Below are 14501 nucleotides of genomic sequence, written 5' to 3' on the forward strand. Positions count from 1 at the left end.
CCGACCCGTCTCCCTCTTGTCGTTTCTCCCTCTTCGAAAATCGCATGGGCGAAAATTCCTTTCGCCATCACGCAATTGTCACGCGTCCGGCCTAGGAGCCCGGGGCGTGGTCCTACGGGGAGAATACCAATGTTCCATGTCACCGAAAGGCTGCTGATGCGGCCTGCCTGGCCCGAAGATGCAGACGCGCTGTTCGGCGGTATCGCCGACCAAGGTGTCGTGCGAAACCTTGCGAGCGCGCCCTGGCCCTATCTCCCCGAACATGCGCGTGATTTCGTCTGCCGCGAGCCGGTTGCGCTATATCCGAAATTCCTCATTACGAAGCCGGGACCCGACGGGTCCGAGGTGATCGGCTGCATCGGGATCGATCCGGGCGAGGGAGGCACCGAGCTTGGTTACTGGATTGCCCGCTCCGCATGGGGACAGGGTTTTGCGACCGAAGCCGGACGCGGGATGCTGGAAGTCGTCCGATTGCTGGGTCATGGCACGATCAGTGCGGGGCACTTCGTCGACAATCCGGCATCGGGCCGCGTGTTGCGCAAGCTTGGTTTCGTGCCGACCGGCAAGGCCGCCATGCGCCATAGCTGCGGCCGGGGCGAGGAGGCGGAATGCGTGATGTACCGCCTCGATCTCGAGGCGGAGACCGGACCGAACCTGCAAGCCGCATAAGAAAAGCCCCGCCAGCGAAGGCGGGGCTTTTTGCTTACGGGGCCAAGGAGTTACTCGGCCGGTAGCAGCGCGGCTTCGAACTCGCCCTCGTACTTACCAATGAGTTCGCGATCGTCGTGATCCCACGGGTGGAAGTTCGGGCGGAAATAGGCGAGCCAGGCCGGGAAGATCCGCCGCACCACGCCGGGGGTGACGAGGAGGTACTTCAGAAGGCCCATCTTCGCCTTCCAGCTCTTGATCCCGTCCTGCGCCAGCAGTTCCAGCGTATCGGTCCAACGGTTGCGGAAGAAGTTGAAGCTGACGATCAGCATCATCAGGCTACGCAGCTTCCAGCGGCGCCACTTCGTCCAATCCTTGGTCGCATGGAGGTAGGTGTCGAAGGCGACGCCCTTGTGCTCGATTTCCTCGACCGCATGCCATTCCCACATGGCACGCACTTCGGGGTCGGCCTTTTCGAAATGCTTCGGATTGGCGAGGAATTCGGCCGCCATCATTGCAGTGTAGTGTTCCAGCGCCATAGTCGCTGCGAGGTTGACGATGACCGGGCGGTCCTTCGTCAGGGCGAGCATTTGCTCCACCCGCTTGTCGATCGCCTTGATGTCGTAACCGTGGTCCTCGGCGAGGCGGTTGAAGGCGATGTGTTCGCGCGTGTGGTTGATTTCCTGCTTCACGAAAGCGCGGATTTCCGCAGCAAGCTGCGGATCGGCGCCGTCCCGATGGGCTTTCACGGCCTCGATGAAGAAGGCTTCGCCGCGCGGGAAGGTGGCGGACAGGGCGTTGTGCCAGGCCGTGCCAAAGGCATCGCCCGCCCACCAGCGGTTGGGCGACGTGCCGCGGTTGAAGCGCTCGTCGCGCACGGTGATGGTGAGATCGGCAGGGGTCGGGCCCTTGCTCATGGTGTCAGTGTCGATCTTGACAGGGGCGTTCATTGACGGCTCCGGAGTTAACTTACATCTGTGTCAGTAAGAATTACTGACACAGATGTCAATAACCGCAGCTTATCGGCTTCCCCTGCGCGCAGCGATGGGTTAACGCTGGCCGCCAATGGCCACCCGCAAACGTCTCCCCCCCGAAGAATCCCGCCTCGCCGCGCTCGAGGCGGCGCGCAGCTTGCTGATCGAGACGGGGCCGCAATCGGTGACCTTGAAGGCCGTTGCCGCACGGATCGGGCGCACGCACGCAAACCTGCTGCACCATTTTGGATCGGCGGCCGGTCTGCAGAAGGCGCTTGCCGGTCACCTCGCCCAGGCCGTTTGCGCGACGATAGCGGATGCGGTCCGGGCCAGCCGGGCAGGGCTGGGCCATCCCCGCGAAGTGGTGGATCTCGCCTTCGATGCCTTCGACAAGGAGGGCGCGGGGGCCCTTGCGAGCTGGATGATCCTCACCGGCAACGAGGATGCGCTCACCCCCATCGTCGAGACGATCCACCAGCTGGTGGACGAGATTGCACCCGAGGAAGCCGCGCATTCGGGGAGCGCCACGCAGGTTCACGAGGAAACGCTGGCGCTCGTCCTGATGGCGATGGGCGACGCGCTGATCGGCACCGCCCTATCACGCTCGCTCGGCCTGCCCGAGACGGCCGCGCGCGACCGGGCCGAGCGGATGCTGGTCCGCTCGCTGGAGACGAACGCCCCGCCGGCCTAGCCTATTTCCCGCGCGGATGCTTCCAGCGCGGCAGCTCGGTAATTTCCGACATATCGCTGCCCGCAAGGTCTTCGAGCCGTTTGCGCTCGCCTTCGTCCTTCGCGCTGGCCGCCGCTTCGCGCAAAGCCATACCGTAAGCGGTGGCAAGCGCGTCCCCGGCCGGAACCGCGTGCTCGGGCCTGACCCCGACATGCTCCCAATTGGTGCCGGTCACCGGATTGATCGCGCGCCCCGTGGGGATGAAGGCGTAGAAGCCGTGCCCGAGCCCGACCGGTCCGCCCGGATTGGCCCCGCCGCCGGTGGTCTCGCCCACCAGCGTCGCGCGCTTCTGCGTCTGCATGTCGTAGGCAAATTCCTCGCCGCCCGAGAAGGTGTAGTCGGATGTCAGGACATAGACCGGTCCGGTGAAGCGGGTTTCGACCGAGCGCACGGTCCAGAAGTCGCGCGTCGTGTTCTCGGGCCGGTTGTAGATGCTGTTGAGATGGCGCTCGTCGCCCTTGGCGAAAAAGTGGCTGGCGAGCTGCGCCACGCTGTCGGGATCCCCGCCTCCGTTCGATCGCAGATCGACGATGATCGCCCGGCTGCCTTCAAGCAGGTGCAGGGCGGATTCGAAGGCCGAAGCGACGAATTCGGTGGGGCCGAAGAAGCGCACGTCGAGATAGCCGACGTTGCCGGGGAGCTGCGCCGTGCGGTAGATGCCGTAGCCGTTCTCCGCCATCTCGCGGTGCATCTGCTCCATTTCGGCGGGGTCATGGCCATGGTCCCCGTCGTCGCCCTGCGGCATGGGGGTGAAGGAAGGATCGTAGCGCACCTGCAAGTGACGATCATTGCCTGCTTCGCGCAGGTCGGTGCGCAGTGCGTCGGCAAAGCTGCGCGAAGTCGTGTACTCGCGATAGGCTCCGCTATCGGCCTTGTGCTGGAGTTCGGCAGCGGTGGTCTCGGCAATTTCGGGAAAGACGTAGACTTCGCGCAATTGCTCGCCGAGCGTGCGGACGACTTCGGCCCTGGCAGCGCTGGCGATCGGCGGATCGGCGGACTCCTGCGCCGGAGCCGGAGACGCTGCGAGGATGAGGGCCGCAAGACCTATGGAACGCTTGAACATGGTGTTTCTCCTCCCTTTCCGAGCCGGCCATGGGAAGCAAATCGGGAAGGCGGAGACCAGTCCTACTCTGCCAGCGACGTCCTGAGCCAGTCGGGGGCAAGGTCCGGGTCGATATCGCCGACGCGCAAGTGATCGATGGCGAGGCCCAGCTCCTCATAGGCGATCTTGCGCCGCTTCTCGTCGGATTGCTCCAGCGGCACCACGACCAGCCGCCGGTTGATTTTGCTGCGCCAGTTCATCCGCGCGGTGTTTTCCTGGCCGATGTAGCAGCCTTTGTCGAAGGCCACGCCATGGAGTTCGACCGCGTTGGTCTCCAACCATAATATGTCGCCCAGTTCCGCGCGGCCTTCGGGCACACCGAGCGACAGGCGATGCGCGCGGTATGCTTCGTCCGCCGATCCCTCATCCTCCGCCACCGGGGCGAGCCAGCGCTGGCCGAGCGCAGCCAGACGCGGATCGGGCGCGCCGCCGTCTCCCGTGTGGCCTTCCCAATGGACGCCGACTGTGTCGTCCACAGCAATGTCGATCTTGCGACGCAGGCGATAGAGGGAGAGGCGCTTAGCCAGTTCTTCGGCAATTTCGGCCTCGCAATCGAGCAGCAGTCCGTCATCGCCCGCAGGCCAGACGATCATGTCGAACAGCGCCTTGCCCTGCGGCGTAAGCAGCCCAGCATAGACAGGTAGCGCCTGCTTTACATCGCTCGTGAGCAAGCCTTGCAGGAAGTCGGCAATGCTTTCGCTGTCATCGGCGGGCGTCAGGCGCACGATGGCGCGGCTGGTGAGGCGGGTGGCTGTCATGCGTGACAGATAGGCCGCCTGCCGCCATAGGCAACGGTATGGATACCCGCTTTGATCAAATCGCATTCTCCGGTGGAGGCATTCGCTGCTTTTGGCATGGGGGTTTTCTATCGACAGCTGGTGATGCTTTGTCGCTCGATGTGAAGCGCGTGAGCGGTGTTTCGGGCGGAGCGCTCAGCGCAGCCGCGTGGCTTGGAAACCGCGAGCAGGATCTTCTGATGCTCATGACCGAGGCGTTCCGCATTAACGATGCCAATTTCGATAGGGGCAGCTCGAACTTCACCCCGCATCAGGAAATATACCGTGCAGTTGTGGATACTACGCTCGACAAGGAAGCGATCGAACGGATCTGCGATGGGCCGGAGTATCAAGTTCATCTCTCCTGTCCTCCCAAACCCCTCCCGGCCCGCCTGGCAGCATCCTTCTACGGCGTTGCTTACAAGGTCGATCAATTCGTTCGCGGAACGCCCCATCTGGTGATCCCCAAGAAAGCGGGCCTGGGAGGGCTGTGCGTTGATGCGCGGCTAGCTGCGCGTGAGGGCAAGCTCGTCGATCTGGTTTGTGCTGCCGCAACGATTCCGCCCCTGTTCGACGTGCCCTGCTGGGATGGGGACCGAGTGCTCGATGGTGGGATGCTGGACAAAGCGCCCATGCCGCAGCCCGATCGCGGTCGTACCCTTGTGCTGCTCAGTAGTCGTTACGCGAACCTGCCGCAGACATGCCGACGGACCTATGTCCAGCCGAGCGAAGAGGTGGCGGCGGACAAGATCGACTTCTCCGATGCCACGAAGGTCGAGCGGACCTGGGCTCAGGGCGAAAAGGACGGGCGCCATTGGCTGGCGCAGCATGACCTCGACGACTAAAGGCTTGTCATGATCGAATCGCTGACCATCCGCCGCCCCGACGACTGGCATCTCCACTTCCGCGACGGCGAGACCATGCGCGCCGTAGTGCCGCATACCGCGCGCCAGTTCGCCCGCGCGATCGTCATGCCCAATCTCGCCCCACCGGTGACCACCAGCGCGCTTGCCGATGCTTATCGCACCCGCATCCTCGAAGCAGTCCCGGAGGGCGTGGAGTTCACGCCGCTGATGACCGCCTATCTCACCGACGAGACCGATGCCGACGACCTAGCGGCGGGCTTCGCGGATGGTGTGCTGACCGCGGCCAAGCTCTACCCGGCAGGCGCGACCACCAACTCTGCCCACGGCGTGACCGACATCGCGAATATCGAGCGCGTGCTGGAAAAGATGGCCGCGATCGGGATGCCGCTCTGCGTCCATGGCGAGGTCACCCATGCCGAGATCGACATCTTCGACCGTGAGGCGGTGTTCATCGACCGCATCCTCGCCCCGCTGGTGGAACGCCTGCCCGAGTTGAAGGTTATCTTCGAACACATCACCACGAAACAGGCCGCCGAGTTCGTCGACGCGACCGGCCCCAAGGTGGGCGCGACGATCACCCCGCAGCACCTCCACATCAACCGCAACGCCATCCTCGTGGGCGGCATTCGCCCGCATATGTTCTGCCTTCCCGTCGCCAAGCGCGAGGAGCACCGGCTCGCGCTACGCAAGGCGGCGACTTCGGGATCGGCCAAGTACTTCCTCGGTACCGACAGCGCGCCGCATCATCGCCATGCGAAGGAAAGCGACTGCGGGTGCGCAGGCATATTCAACGCGCCCTTCGCGCTTGAGAGTTATGTCACCGTCTTCGACAAGGAGGGAGCGCTCGATCACTTCGAGGCGTTCGCCAGCCTCAACGGACCAGCGTTCTACGGTCTTCCCGTCAACGAGAAGAGGGTGACGCTGGAAAAGGCTGCTGTCGAGGTTCCGGCCGAGGTCAATGGCGGAGAGGCCGAGATCGTGCCCTTCCACGCGGGCGAAACGCTTAAATGGCGGCTGGCTTCCTAGACCGCGCGACGAGGTCCCAAACGAAGATCGCCGCTGCCGCCCAGATACAGGCGAAGCACGCGGCCTGAACGGGCTTCAACTCCTCGCCGAACACGGTGAGGCCGAGGATGAAGACGATGCTCGGCGCCAGGAACTGGATGAAGCCGAGCGTCGAATAGGGCAGCCGCCTTGCTGCAATGGCGAACATCAGCAGCGGGAAGGCCGTGAGCGCGCCGCCGAGCATGATCGCGAGGCTCAGGCCCGTTTCCTGCGTGAAGGCCGATCCGGCCGGTGTGCCCGCGTAATAGAAGGCGACCACCGAGGCAGGCACGAGCAGCACCAGCGACTCGATCGTCAGGCCGGGGAGGGCCCCCACATCGACCTGCTTGCGAATGAGGCCATAGGTGCCGAAGCTCAGCGCCAGCGTCAGGCTGATCCAGAGCGTCGTCAGCGCGCCGCCCAAAAGGAGCGAGACGCCCACCGCCGCCAGCGCCACCGCAACCCACTGCGCCCGCGACAACCGCTCCTTCAGCAAAAGCGTGCCAAGCAGCACGTTGATCAGCGGGTTGATGTAATAGCCAAGGCTGGCGGCGTAGACGTAGTTGCTCTGGATCGCCCAGACATAGACCACCCAATTAACTGCGATCAGCGTGGCGCTCAGGAATAGCCAGCCCATGGTGCGCGGGTTGGAAAGCGCAGCGCGCAGCTGCGGCAGTTGCTTTCGTACAGCGACGATCAGCAGGCACAGCGGCAACGTCCAGATGATCCGCCAGCCGACGAATTCCATCGCCGGAACGCTCCGCACCAAGATCAGGTAGAGCGGCAGGAAGCCCCAGATCAGATAGGCTCCGAGCGCTGCCCAAAGGCCTGTCCGGGGGTGTTCGGTTGCTGTCGTTTCCATGAATGAGACGCGCCTAGGCCGGGGCGTTGGCCCCTGCAAGCCTCATCTCGTCGGCTGAGAAAACACGGCTCGTCGATAAATCGAAATCTGACCGCTGCGTTGCAATCGGTTCAGGAAAGCGAGCGTAATACTGAACGGCATCAGGATAACCCGAGTCGAATACGACCAAAGGAAACGCTCATGCCAAAGCTCACGAAGACCATCTCGCTGGCCCTTGCCGCAACCGGCCTCACCCTTGCCATGCCGGCAAGCGCTGCCGTTCCCATGCAGGCCGCTCCGCAGGTGCAGATGCATGCCGGCGCGCATGCCGACATCGCTGCGGACACGACCTTCGAGCACGGCAAGAAGCACAGGAAGTACAAGAAGCGCAAGCATCGCCGCCACCATCACGACCGCTACTACGGCGAGCGTGTCGTGGTCGTCCGTGAGCGCGCTCCGCGTCCCTATTACATGGGTTACGATCGCAATTGGGGCCAGCCGGTCCGTCGCGACACCCGTATCTGGCGCGGCCGCGATAGCCGTTATTATTGCCGCAAGGACGACGGCACGACCGGTCTGCTGGTCGGTGCGGGCGTCGGCGCGCTGATCGGTCATGAAGTCGCCGGTCGCGGCGGTGACCGTACGCTCGGCGCGATCATCGGCGGTGCGGCGGGCGCGCTGCTCGGCCGCTCGATCGACCGTTCCAGCACGCGCTGCGGCTAGTCAAATAGCGAACTTTCGGACTGCGCCCACCCGCAGTTCGGAGGGGGCGACCCTTCGGGTCGTACTGGGCGTCGTCCTGAACCTTGCAAAAAGGGAAGGGCGGCGCCCTTCTACGTGTGCGCGTCCTTGGACTTGCGGGTCGGCTTTACGCCATCCTTGAGGCCCACGCCGATGCTTGCGCGCGGCTGGTCGACCTCGGTGCTGGCCACTGGATAGGCGCAGTAATCGGCCGCGTAATAGGCTGCGGGGCGATGATTGCCCGATAGCCCGATGCCGCCGAACGGCGCTGCCGAGGAAGCACCATTGGTCGGGCGGTTCCAATTGACAATGCCCGCGCGGGTCTCGGTCCAGAATTTCTCGAAATCGTCCGGATCGCCGCCGATCAAAGAGGCCGAAAGGCCGTAACGGGTGTTGTTCGCTTCGGCGATCGCCTCGTCGAAATCCTTCACGCGGATGACCTGGATCAGCGGGCCGAACAGCTCGACATCCGGCCGGTCCTCAATGGCGGTCGTTTCGATGATGCCGGGCGTGAGGAAGGGCAGGTCCTCCTGCGGGCGGGTCATCTTGAGGATTGCCTCGCCGCCATGGGCCAGCAGAGCGTCCTGACTTTCGATCATCATGTCGGCGGTCGGGTTGTCGATCACCGTGCCCATGAAAGGCTGCGGCTCTGCGAATGGCTCGTCGACGATGAGGCGCTCGGCGAGGCTTTTCACGGCCGGGATGATTTCGTCATAGACGCTGTCGAGCACGATCAGGCGGCGCGCGGCTGTGCAGCGCTGGCCGGCGGTGGTGTAGGCCGACTGGATGATCGTGACCGCCGCATCTTCGATCTTGGGTGTGTCGAGGACGACGATCGGGTTGTTGCCGCCCATTTCGAGCGCCACGATCTTGGCCGGGTTGCCGGCGAGCTTCTTGTTGATCGCGATCCCCGCCGGGGCCGAGCCGGTGAACAGCACGCCGTCGACGGCATCGTGCGCGACCAGCGCCTTGCCCATGTCCGGCCCGCCGTGGAGGCACTGGATCACCCCTTCGGGCACTTCGGCCTCGTGGAACAGCTTGGTCAGGAATTCGCCCACCGCCGGGGTCTTCTCGCTCGGCTTGAAGACGACGACATTGCCCGCGATCAGCGCCGGCACGATGTGGCCGTTGGGCAGGTGGGCGGGAAAGTTGTAGGGGCCGAGCACCGCCATCAACCCATGCGGTTTGTGGCGCAGCGCCGCGCTGCCCTGAAGCGCGCTGTCGAGCTTCTTCTGGCCGGTGCGTTCGGCATAGGCCTTGATCGAGATCTCGACCTTGTTCTTGACCGCTTCGACCTCGGTGCGGGCCTCCCACAGGGGTTTGCCAGTTTCGCGCGCGATCAGTTCGGCGAACGGTTCGGCGTGTTTCAGCACCTGGTTGGCGAAGCGGCGCATCAGTTCCATGCGGACCGCGGGTGATTGCCGCGCCCAATCGCGCTTTGCCGCCAGCGCGCGTTCCATCACCTTGTCGATATTGCCGACCTTGCCGCGCCAGATCTGGTTGCCCGTCGCCGGCTCGGTGGAAATCATCTTGTCAGACACGAAAGCCTGTCCTTCAACCCGTTGCCCATTTGGCAACTGCCTATGTGCCTTCTGCCTCGTCGCGTCAATTTCAGAGACAGCTAATGTGTCCACAAGGGACGGGGGCAGGGCCATGCGCATCGCCCATGCGGCGCAGGCGTGTGACTTTCTCTTGGAGCGGGTCCCAGTCGTCGCGCTCGTCGATTGCGGACCAGATCGCCTCCACCTCGTTGATGAGCATGCTCTCGGGCGCGCTCTCGCTCCAATAGGCGTGCGTGTCCTCGACCTTGTCGTAGGTGCCGAGCAGTTCGGCAATCTCGCCCGTCGCCCCGCCCGTGCGCAGGCGGTAGAAGAAGGCGTCGGGCTGTTCGCCACTGGCCGCCATTTCGGCCTCGCACGCGCCGACCAGCCGACCGTCCTCCTCGCCCCCTCTGGGCACGAGGCCGAGCCGCCAGCACCAGCGCCGCCCGACCGCCTCCATGTAGAGCGGCCCAAACCGCTCCATCGCAGCGATCAGCGGCGGCGCGTCGGCCAGCAGGCGCAGCGCGATGGCGAACTGGCCGCAATTCCAGTGCAGCGCTTCGGGCTGGCGGCCGAAAGCGTAGAGGCCCTGGTGGTCGAAATAGGCGGCGGTGAAGCCCGGCTCCCACTTTGGCAGGAACCGCCAGGGACCGTAATCGAAGCTCTCGCCCGAAATGTTCATATTGTCGGTGTTGAGCACGCCGTGGACGAAGCCTGCCACCATCCAGCTGGCGGCAAGGTCGGCAAGCCGTTCGACCACGAGGTGCATGAGGCGCACGGCCGGATCCTCGCGGCCCGGCGCGTCTTCGGGCGGAGGCGGGCCGGGGAAATGTTCGAGGCAATAGGCGACCAGCGCTTCCATATGGGCCTGCTCCTCCAGCACGAGCAGGCGCTGGAAGGTGCCGATGCGGATATGGCTGTGGCTCAGCCGCGTCATCACCGCCGAACGGGTGGGCGAGGGTTCGTCGCCGCGCTCAAGTTGCTCGCCAGTCTCGACGATGCTGAACGTCTTGGAGGTGTAGACCCCCAGCGCCTCGAGCATTTCGGTGGCGAGGATTTCGCGCACGCCACCTTTCAGCGTCAGCCGTCCATCACCCGCGCGGCTCCACGGCGTCTGGCCCGATCCCTTGGTGCCGAGATCGAGCAAGCGGCCCGCGCCATCGCGCATCTGGGCGAAGAGAAAGCCGCGCCCGTCGCCGATTTCGGGATTGTACACGCGGAACTGGTGGCCGTGGTATCGCAGCGCGAGCGGCTGGGGGAGGTTGTCCTCCAGCGATTCGAAACGTCCGAAATGCCGCGCCCAGTCGTTGTCCGACAGATCACCCAGACCGACGGCGGCAGCCCAGCGGTTGTTCCGGAAACGCAGCGTCGTCTCGGGGAAATCCGCCGGTGCGACCGGATCGCCAAGCCAGTCCGCAAGCTCCGTTATAGGGGTTTCGGGGCGGTAATCGGCGGGTTCGGGGGCGCTTGGCATGGGGTCTGGATGGGGCGCATGGGCGGGTCATGCAAGTCGTCTCTCGAAATTTACGCAAAGCCGCGCTACCGGAGCAGGCATGGATAGCGAATTCAGCGAGCGCAGCTGGCAAAGCCCCGACGGGCTGGAGCTGTATTTCCGCGATTATGCCGCGGGCGGCGAGGGTGCACCGAGCGGCAAGCTGCCGGTCATCTGCCTCCACGGCCTTACCCGCAACAGCCGCGATTTCGAAGGGCTGGCCCCGCATATTGCGGCGCAGGGCCACCGCGTAATCGTCCCCGACATGCGTGGCCGCGGGCAGAGCGCCTATGCCGACGACAGCGCGACCTACGCCGTCCCCACCTATATCGCCGACGTCATGGCGCTTCTGGCGCAGGAAGGGATCGACCGCTTCGTGTCGGTGGGCACCTCGATGGGCGGCATCATGACCATGCTGATGGCGCAGTTCGCTCCGGAAAAGATCGCCGGGGCGGTCATCAACGACATCGGTCCGGTGGTCGACCCGCAGGGGATCGACAAGATCAAGACCTATCTCGGCAAGGGCGGCAGCTTCCCGACCTGGATGCACGCCGCACGCAGCCTCGAGGAAGTCCACGGCGAATCGCACCCCGGCTTCGACACGAACGACTGGATCCAGATGGCCAAGCGTTCGATGACGCTGTGCAACAACGGCCGGATCGCCTTCGATTACGATATGAAGATCGCGGAGCCTTTCTCCGCCGCCGACGAGAACGCCGTTCCGCCAGACCTCTGGCCGGGCTTCGAGGCACTGGCGGCGAAACCGCTCCTGCTCGTGCGCGGCGGCATCTCGGTCATTCTGAGCGCGGAGACGCTGGCCGAGATGCAGGCCCGTGCGCCCGATGCGGACGTAGTGGTCATTCCCGATGCGGGCCATGCGCCCACGCTCGACGAACCCAAGGTGCGCAGCGCCATCGAAGCCCTGCTGAACGCCGCGCAATGAGCGCTGCCGACGACGGCCTCGCGCCGAATGTGCTGCACGTCCTGCCCACGCGGCAGTCTGCCGAGCTGATCGCCGCTTTCGGCAACAGGTTGCGCCACACGCTGGTCACTCCGGACGGCGAACTGCCCGCCGGGCTTCGCAGGAGCCCCTATCTGAAGACCGCAAGCGAGTTCCCGCCGCTGGACGGGGCGCTGCTCCCCGGGCGGTTGCAGAAGCTGGCGCGCGCCATGACGCCCTTCGACCTTGTGCTGACGCATGGCTACGAAGCGCTCGACGTCGCCATGGCGCATACGCTGTTCAAGGATGCCATGAACCTGCCGCCGCTCGTGCATCACGAGCACAAGCCGGACGTGAAACCGGGGGTGAAGCGCACATGGTATCGGCGGATCGCGCTCGGCAAGTCCGCCGGGCTGGTCGTGCCGGGAGAGGCGCTGGAAGAGCGGGCGCTGGTCGATTGGCAGCAACCGATGGGCCGCGTCAAACGCATCCCGCCTGCAGTCGACACCAAGGGTTTCGCACGAAAACCCCGGAACGACAGCCTCCGGCTGATCAAGCACAAGGGCGAGCGCTGGATCGGGTGCTGGCCGCACGCGGCGGACGGCCCGCAGCTGGCCGGACTTGTCGAGGCCATGGCTCGCCTGGACGAGGACTGGCACCTGGTCGTGCCGGGCGAGGAGGGTCTGCGTTCGCAGGTTGAAGCACAGGTCGACCGGCTCGAGCTGAACGACCGCGTGCATTTTCTCGAAGGGCTGGCCAATCCGGTCAAGGTGATGGGCCTGTTCGACATCTTCGTGGAGCTATCGCCGGCGCGCGGTTTCCCGATCCATGTGGTCGAGGCTATGGCGGCGAGCGTCCCGATCCTCGCGCCGCGCACGCACGAGATCGAGGGCATCGTGGCCGAGGCCAATCACGAATGGCTCTACGATCCGGAAACTTGGGACACCCTGTCCGCCTATCTCGGCGCGCTGGCCGGGGACAAGGCGCTGCGGGCGACGCTCGGCAAAGCGAACCGGGCGCAGACGGTACAGGCGTTCGACCGCGACAAGGTCTTCGCCACCTGCCGCCGCCTCTATGCCAGCGCGATGAAACGCGAATTCTGATCGTTGCCTTTCATGGCCCGTTCACTCGGGCGGGGACAGGCAGGAGGCAAGATATGCCAAGGCATTGCCCTTAACAGGCGGGATGCCTAAAGACCCGCGAACCCAATTTTCAAGGACCGGAGCCCGCCGCAAAGTGGCACGCACACCCAACACCGAACTTTCCCGCGAGGAAAAGAAAGCCAAGGCCGAAGCCGCCGAGCGGGAAGCGCTGCTGCGCGAAGTCGACGATGCCGTGCGGCAGGGCGATTTCGAAAGTTTCATGTCGAGCTACGGCAAGCCGCTGCTCGGCGTGGTCGCGCTGGGGCTCGCGGCTTTCGGCGGCTATCTCTACTGGGACCAGCAGCAGGAAAGCACGATGGAGCGATCGGGCGAGGAACTGGTGACGATCCTCGACCAGCTCGAAGCGGGCAATATCGATACCGCCACCGGCCAACTCGACGGCTTCGATGGCGAAGGCTCGCCAGCGATCAGCGCCAAGCTGCTGCGCGCTGGCATCGCGGCCGATGAGGGTGAGACGCAGAAGGCGGCCACGCTCTTCGGCGAAGTGGCCGACGATGAAAACGCGCCCGAGGCGCTGCGCAACCTCGCGCTGGTCCGCCGCACCGCCCTCATGTTCGACGAAATGGGCCCGGACGAGGTCATCGCGGCGATGAAGCCGCTGGCCGTGCCGGGCGAACCCTTCTTCACAAGCGCGGGCGAACTCGTTGCCCATGCCTATCTCGCGCAGGACAAGCGTGCCGAGGCCGGCGCGCTGTTCGCCGAGATCGCGCGTGACGAGAACACGCCCGAAGTGGCCCGTGCGCGCATGCTCAACATGGCCGGTATCCTCGGCGTCGATGCGGTCGACGACGTGCAGGACATTCTCGACACCCAGCGTGCCGAAACTCCCGATGCCGAACTCGTCAGCGAATGACACGAAACGGAATTTTCATGAGCCAGATGACCACGAAATCCTTCCTCAAGACCGCGGCTGTCGCGGCCTCGACCCTCGCGCTTGCGGCCTGTAGCGGCGGGCTGTTCGGCGGCGGAGACGGCAAGAAGGACACGCCGACGATCGGGGAACGCCAGCCGATCCTCTCGCGCATCGAAACCGGCGCAAAGGTCGATCCGGCTCTGGCGGGGACTGCCGTGACGCTACCGGCCGCGCGCGCCAACGACACCTGGGGTCAGGGCGGAGGGACGGCCAACAAGAGCTATGGCCACCTCGCGCTTTCCGCATCCCCGGTGCAGGCCTTCACCGCGCAGGTCGAAGGCGCCAGCAACAAGCGCCGCCTGGGCGCCGCGCCTGTCATTGGAGGTGGCAAGCTCTTCGCGGTCGGCGCGGATGGCCGGGTCACTGCTTTCGACGCGCAGACCGGTGCGCGCGTCTGGAGCTACCAGAGCGACCTGACCGACGACACGCGTCCCAGCGCCTTTGGCGGCGGCGTCAGCTTCGACAACGGCAAGCTCTACGGCACCGATGGCGCGGGCAATGTCTATGCGCTCGACGCGAACACGGGCGCCGAGCTGTGGAAGGTCAAGCCCGGCGGCCCGCTGCGCGGCTCGCCTACGGTCGCCTTCGGCAATATCTTCGTGATGAGCCAGGACAACCAGCTCTTCGCGCTGGGCACGAACGACGGCCGCCTCGCGTGGCAGGAGTCGGGTTCGACCACCATGGCCGGCGTGTTCGGCGTGGCGTCGCCGGCTGCGGGCAACGGCACAGT

At 65.0% G+C, this 14501-nt stretch carries 15 protein-coding genes; 9 read left to right on the top strand and 6 right to left on the bottom strand.

Annotated elements, in window-relative coordinates; all coding sequences use genetic code 11:
* Positions 1–129: 129 nt before the first annotated feature.
* Positions 130–669, top strand: coding sequence for a GNAT family N-acetyltransferase (locus tag ED21_RS09160; RefSeq protein ID WP_006833596.1), 540 nt, complete (start codon positions 130–132; stop codon positions 667–669).
* A 50-nt stretch (positions 670–719) separates the two neighbouring features.
* Here the strand turns inward: ED21_RS09160 and ED21_RS09165 are convergent, their stop codons facing one another.
* Positions 720–1598 (bottom strand): metal-dependent hydrolase, encoded by an 879-nt coding sequence (locus ED21_RS09165; RefSeq protein WP_006833597.1) that lies wholly within the window; start codon positions 1596–1598, stop codon positions 720–722.
* Between the two features lie 115 nt (positions 1599–1713).
* On the opposite strand from ED21_RS09165, the gene ED21_RS09170 reads away from it, so the two are divergent.
* Positions 1714–2313 (top strand): TetR/AcrR family transcriptional regulator, encoded by a 600-nt coding sequence (locus ED21_RS09170; RefSeq protein ID WP_006833598.1) that lies wholly within the window; start codon positions 1714–1716, stop codon positions 2311–2313.
* Position 2314: 1 nt separating this feature from the next.
* On the opposite strand, the gene ED21_RS09175 is transcribed toward ED21_RS09170, so the two are convergent.
* Positions 2315–3415, bottom strand: coding sequence for a S41 family peptidase (locus tag ED21_RS09175; protein WP_006833599.1), 1101 nt, complete (start codon positions 3413–3415; stop codon positions 2315–2317).
* 62 nt (positions 3416–3477) lie between these two features.
* Positions 3478–4212 carry a folate-binding protein YgfZ gene (locus ED21_RS09180; protein WP_006833600.1) on the bottom strand — a complete coding sequence of 245 codons (735 nt, stop codon included), beginning with the start codon at positions 4210–4212 and terminating at the stop codon, positions 3478–3480.
* Between the two features lie 38 nt (positions 4213–4250).
* On the opposite strand from ED21_RS09180, the gene ED21_RS09185 reads away from it, so the two are divergent.
* Positions 4251–5075, top strand: a complete 825-nt coding sequence (locus ED21_RS09185; protein ID WP_034922038.1) for a patatin-like phospholipase family protein — start codon at positions 4251–4253, stop codon at positions 5073–5075.
* A 9-nt stretch (positions 5076–5084) separates the two neighbouring features.
* Positions 5085–6122 carry a dihydroorotase gene (gene pyrC, locus ED21_RS09190; protein WP_006833602.1) on the top strand — a complete coding sequence of 346 codons (1038 nt, stop codon included), beginning with the start codon at positions 5085–5087 and terminating at the stop codon, positions 6120–6122.
* Here pyrC and rarD read toward each other — a convergent pair.
* The gene (gene rarD, locus ED21_RS09195) at positions 6100–7002 is read right to left on the bottom strand and encodes an EamA family transporter RarD (protein WP_006833603.1); all 903 of its coding nucleotides are present in this window, start codon (positions 7000–7002) and stop codon (positions 6100–6102) included. The two genes, pyrC and rarD, sit on opposite strands and share 23 nt — an antisense overlap.
* 180 nt (positions 7003–7182) lie before the next feature.
* Here rarD and ED21_RS09200 point away from each other — a divergent pair, with 180 nt between their 5' ends.
* Entirely contained in the window at positions 7183–7704 is a 522-nt protein-coding gene (locus ED21_RS09200) for a glycine zipper 2TM domain-containing protein (RefSeq protein ID WP_006833604.1), read from the top strand.
* Between the two features lie 110 nt (positions 7705–7814).
* On the opposite strand, the gene astD is transcribed toward ED21_RS09200, so the two are convergent.
* Entirely contained in the window at positions 7815–9263 is a 1449-nt protein-coding gene (gene astD / locus ED21_RS09205) for a succinylglutamate-semialdehyde dehydrogenase (RefSeq protein ID WP_050784752.1), read from the bottom strand.
* 70 nt (positions 9264–9333) lie between these two features.
* Positions 9334–10737, bottom strand: a complete 1404-nt coding sequence (locus tag ED21_RS09210; protein WP_006833606.1) for a protein adenylyltransferase SelO family protein — start codon at positions 10735–10737, stop codon at positions 9334–9336.
* A 79-nt stretch (positions 10738–10816) separates the two neighbouring features.
* Between ED21_RS09210 and ED21_RS09215 the strand changes: the two genes are divergently transcribed.
* From ED21_RS09215 to ED21_RS09230, 4 genes are all read left to right on the top strand, one after another.
* Positions 10817–11698: an alpha/beta fold hydrolase gene (locus ED21_RS09215; RefSeq protein WP_006833607.1), complete on the top strand. Its 882-nt coding sequence runs from the start codon at positions 10817–10819 to the stop codon at positions 11696–11698.
* Entirely contained in the window at positions 11695–12798 is a 1104-nt protein-coding gene (locus tag ED21_RS09220; protein ID WP_006833608.1) for a glycosyltransferase family 4 protein, read from the top strand. The genes ED21_RS09215 and ED21_RS09220 overlap by 4 nt, the downstream gene beginning before the upstream one ends.
* Before the next feature lie 133 nt (positions 12799–12931).
* Positions 12932–13711: a tetratricopeptide repeat protein gene (locus tag ED21_RS09225; protein WP_006833609.1), complete on the top strand. Its 780-nt coding sequence runs from the start codon at positions 12932–12934 to the stop codon at positions 13709–13711.
* A 17-nt stretch (positions 13712–13728) separates the two neighbouring features.
* On the top strand, positions 13729–14501 hold a 773-nt coding region (locus ED21_RS09230), incomplete at its 3' end, for a PQQ-binding-like beta-propeller repeat protein (protein WP_233995726.1).

It is taken from the genome of Erythrobacter sp. SD-21, from assembly GCF_000181515.1.
In the GTDB taxonomy this organism is placed as follows: domain Bacteria; phylum Pseudomonadota; class Alphaproteobacteria; order Sphingomonadales; family Sphingomonadaceae; genus Qipengyuania.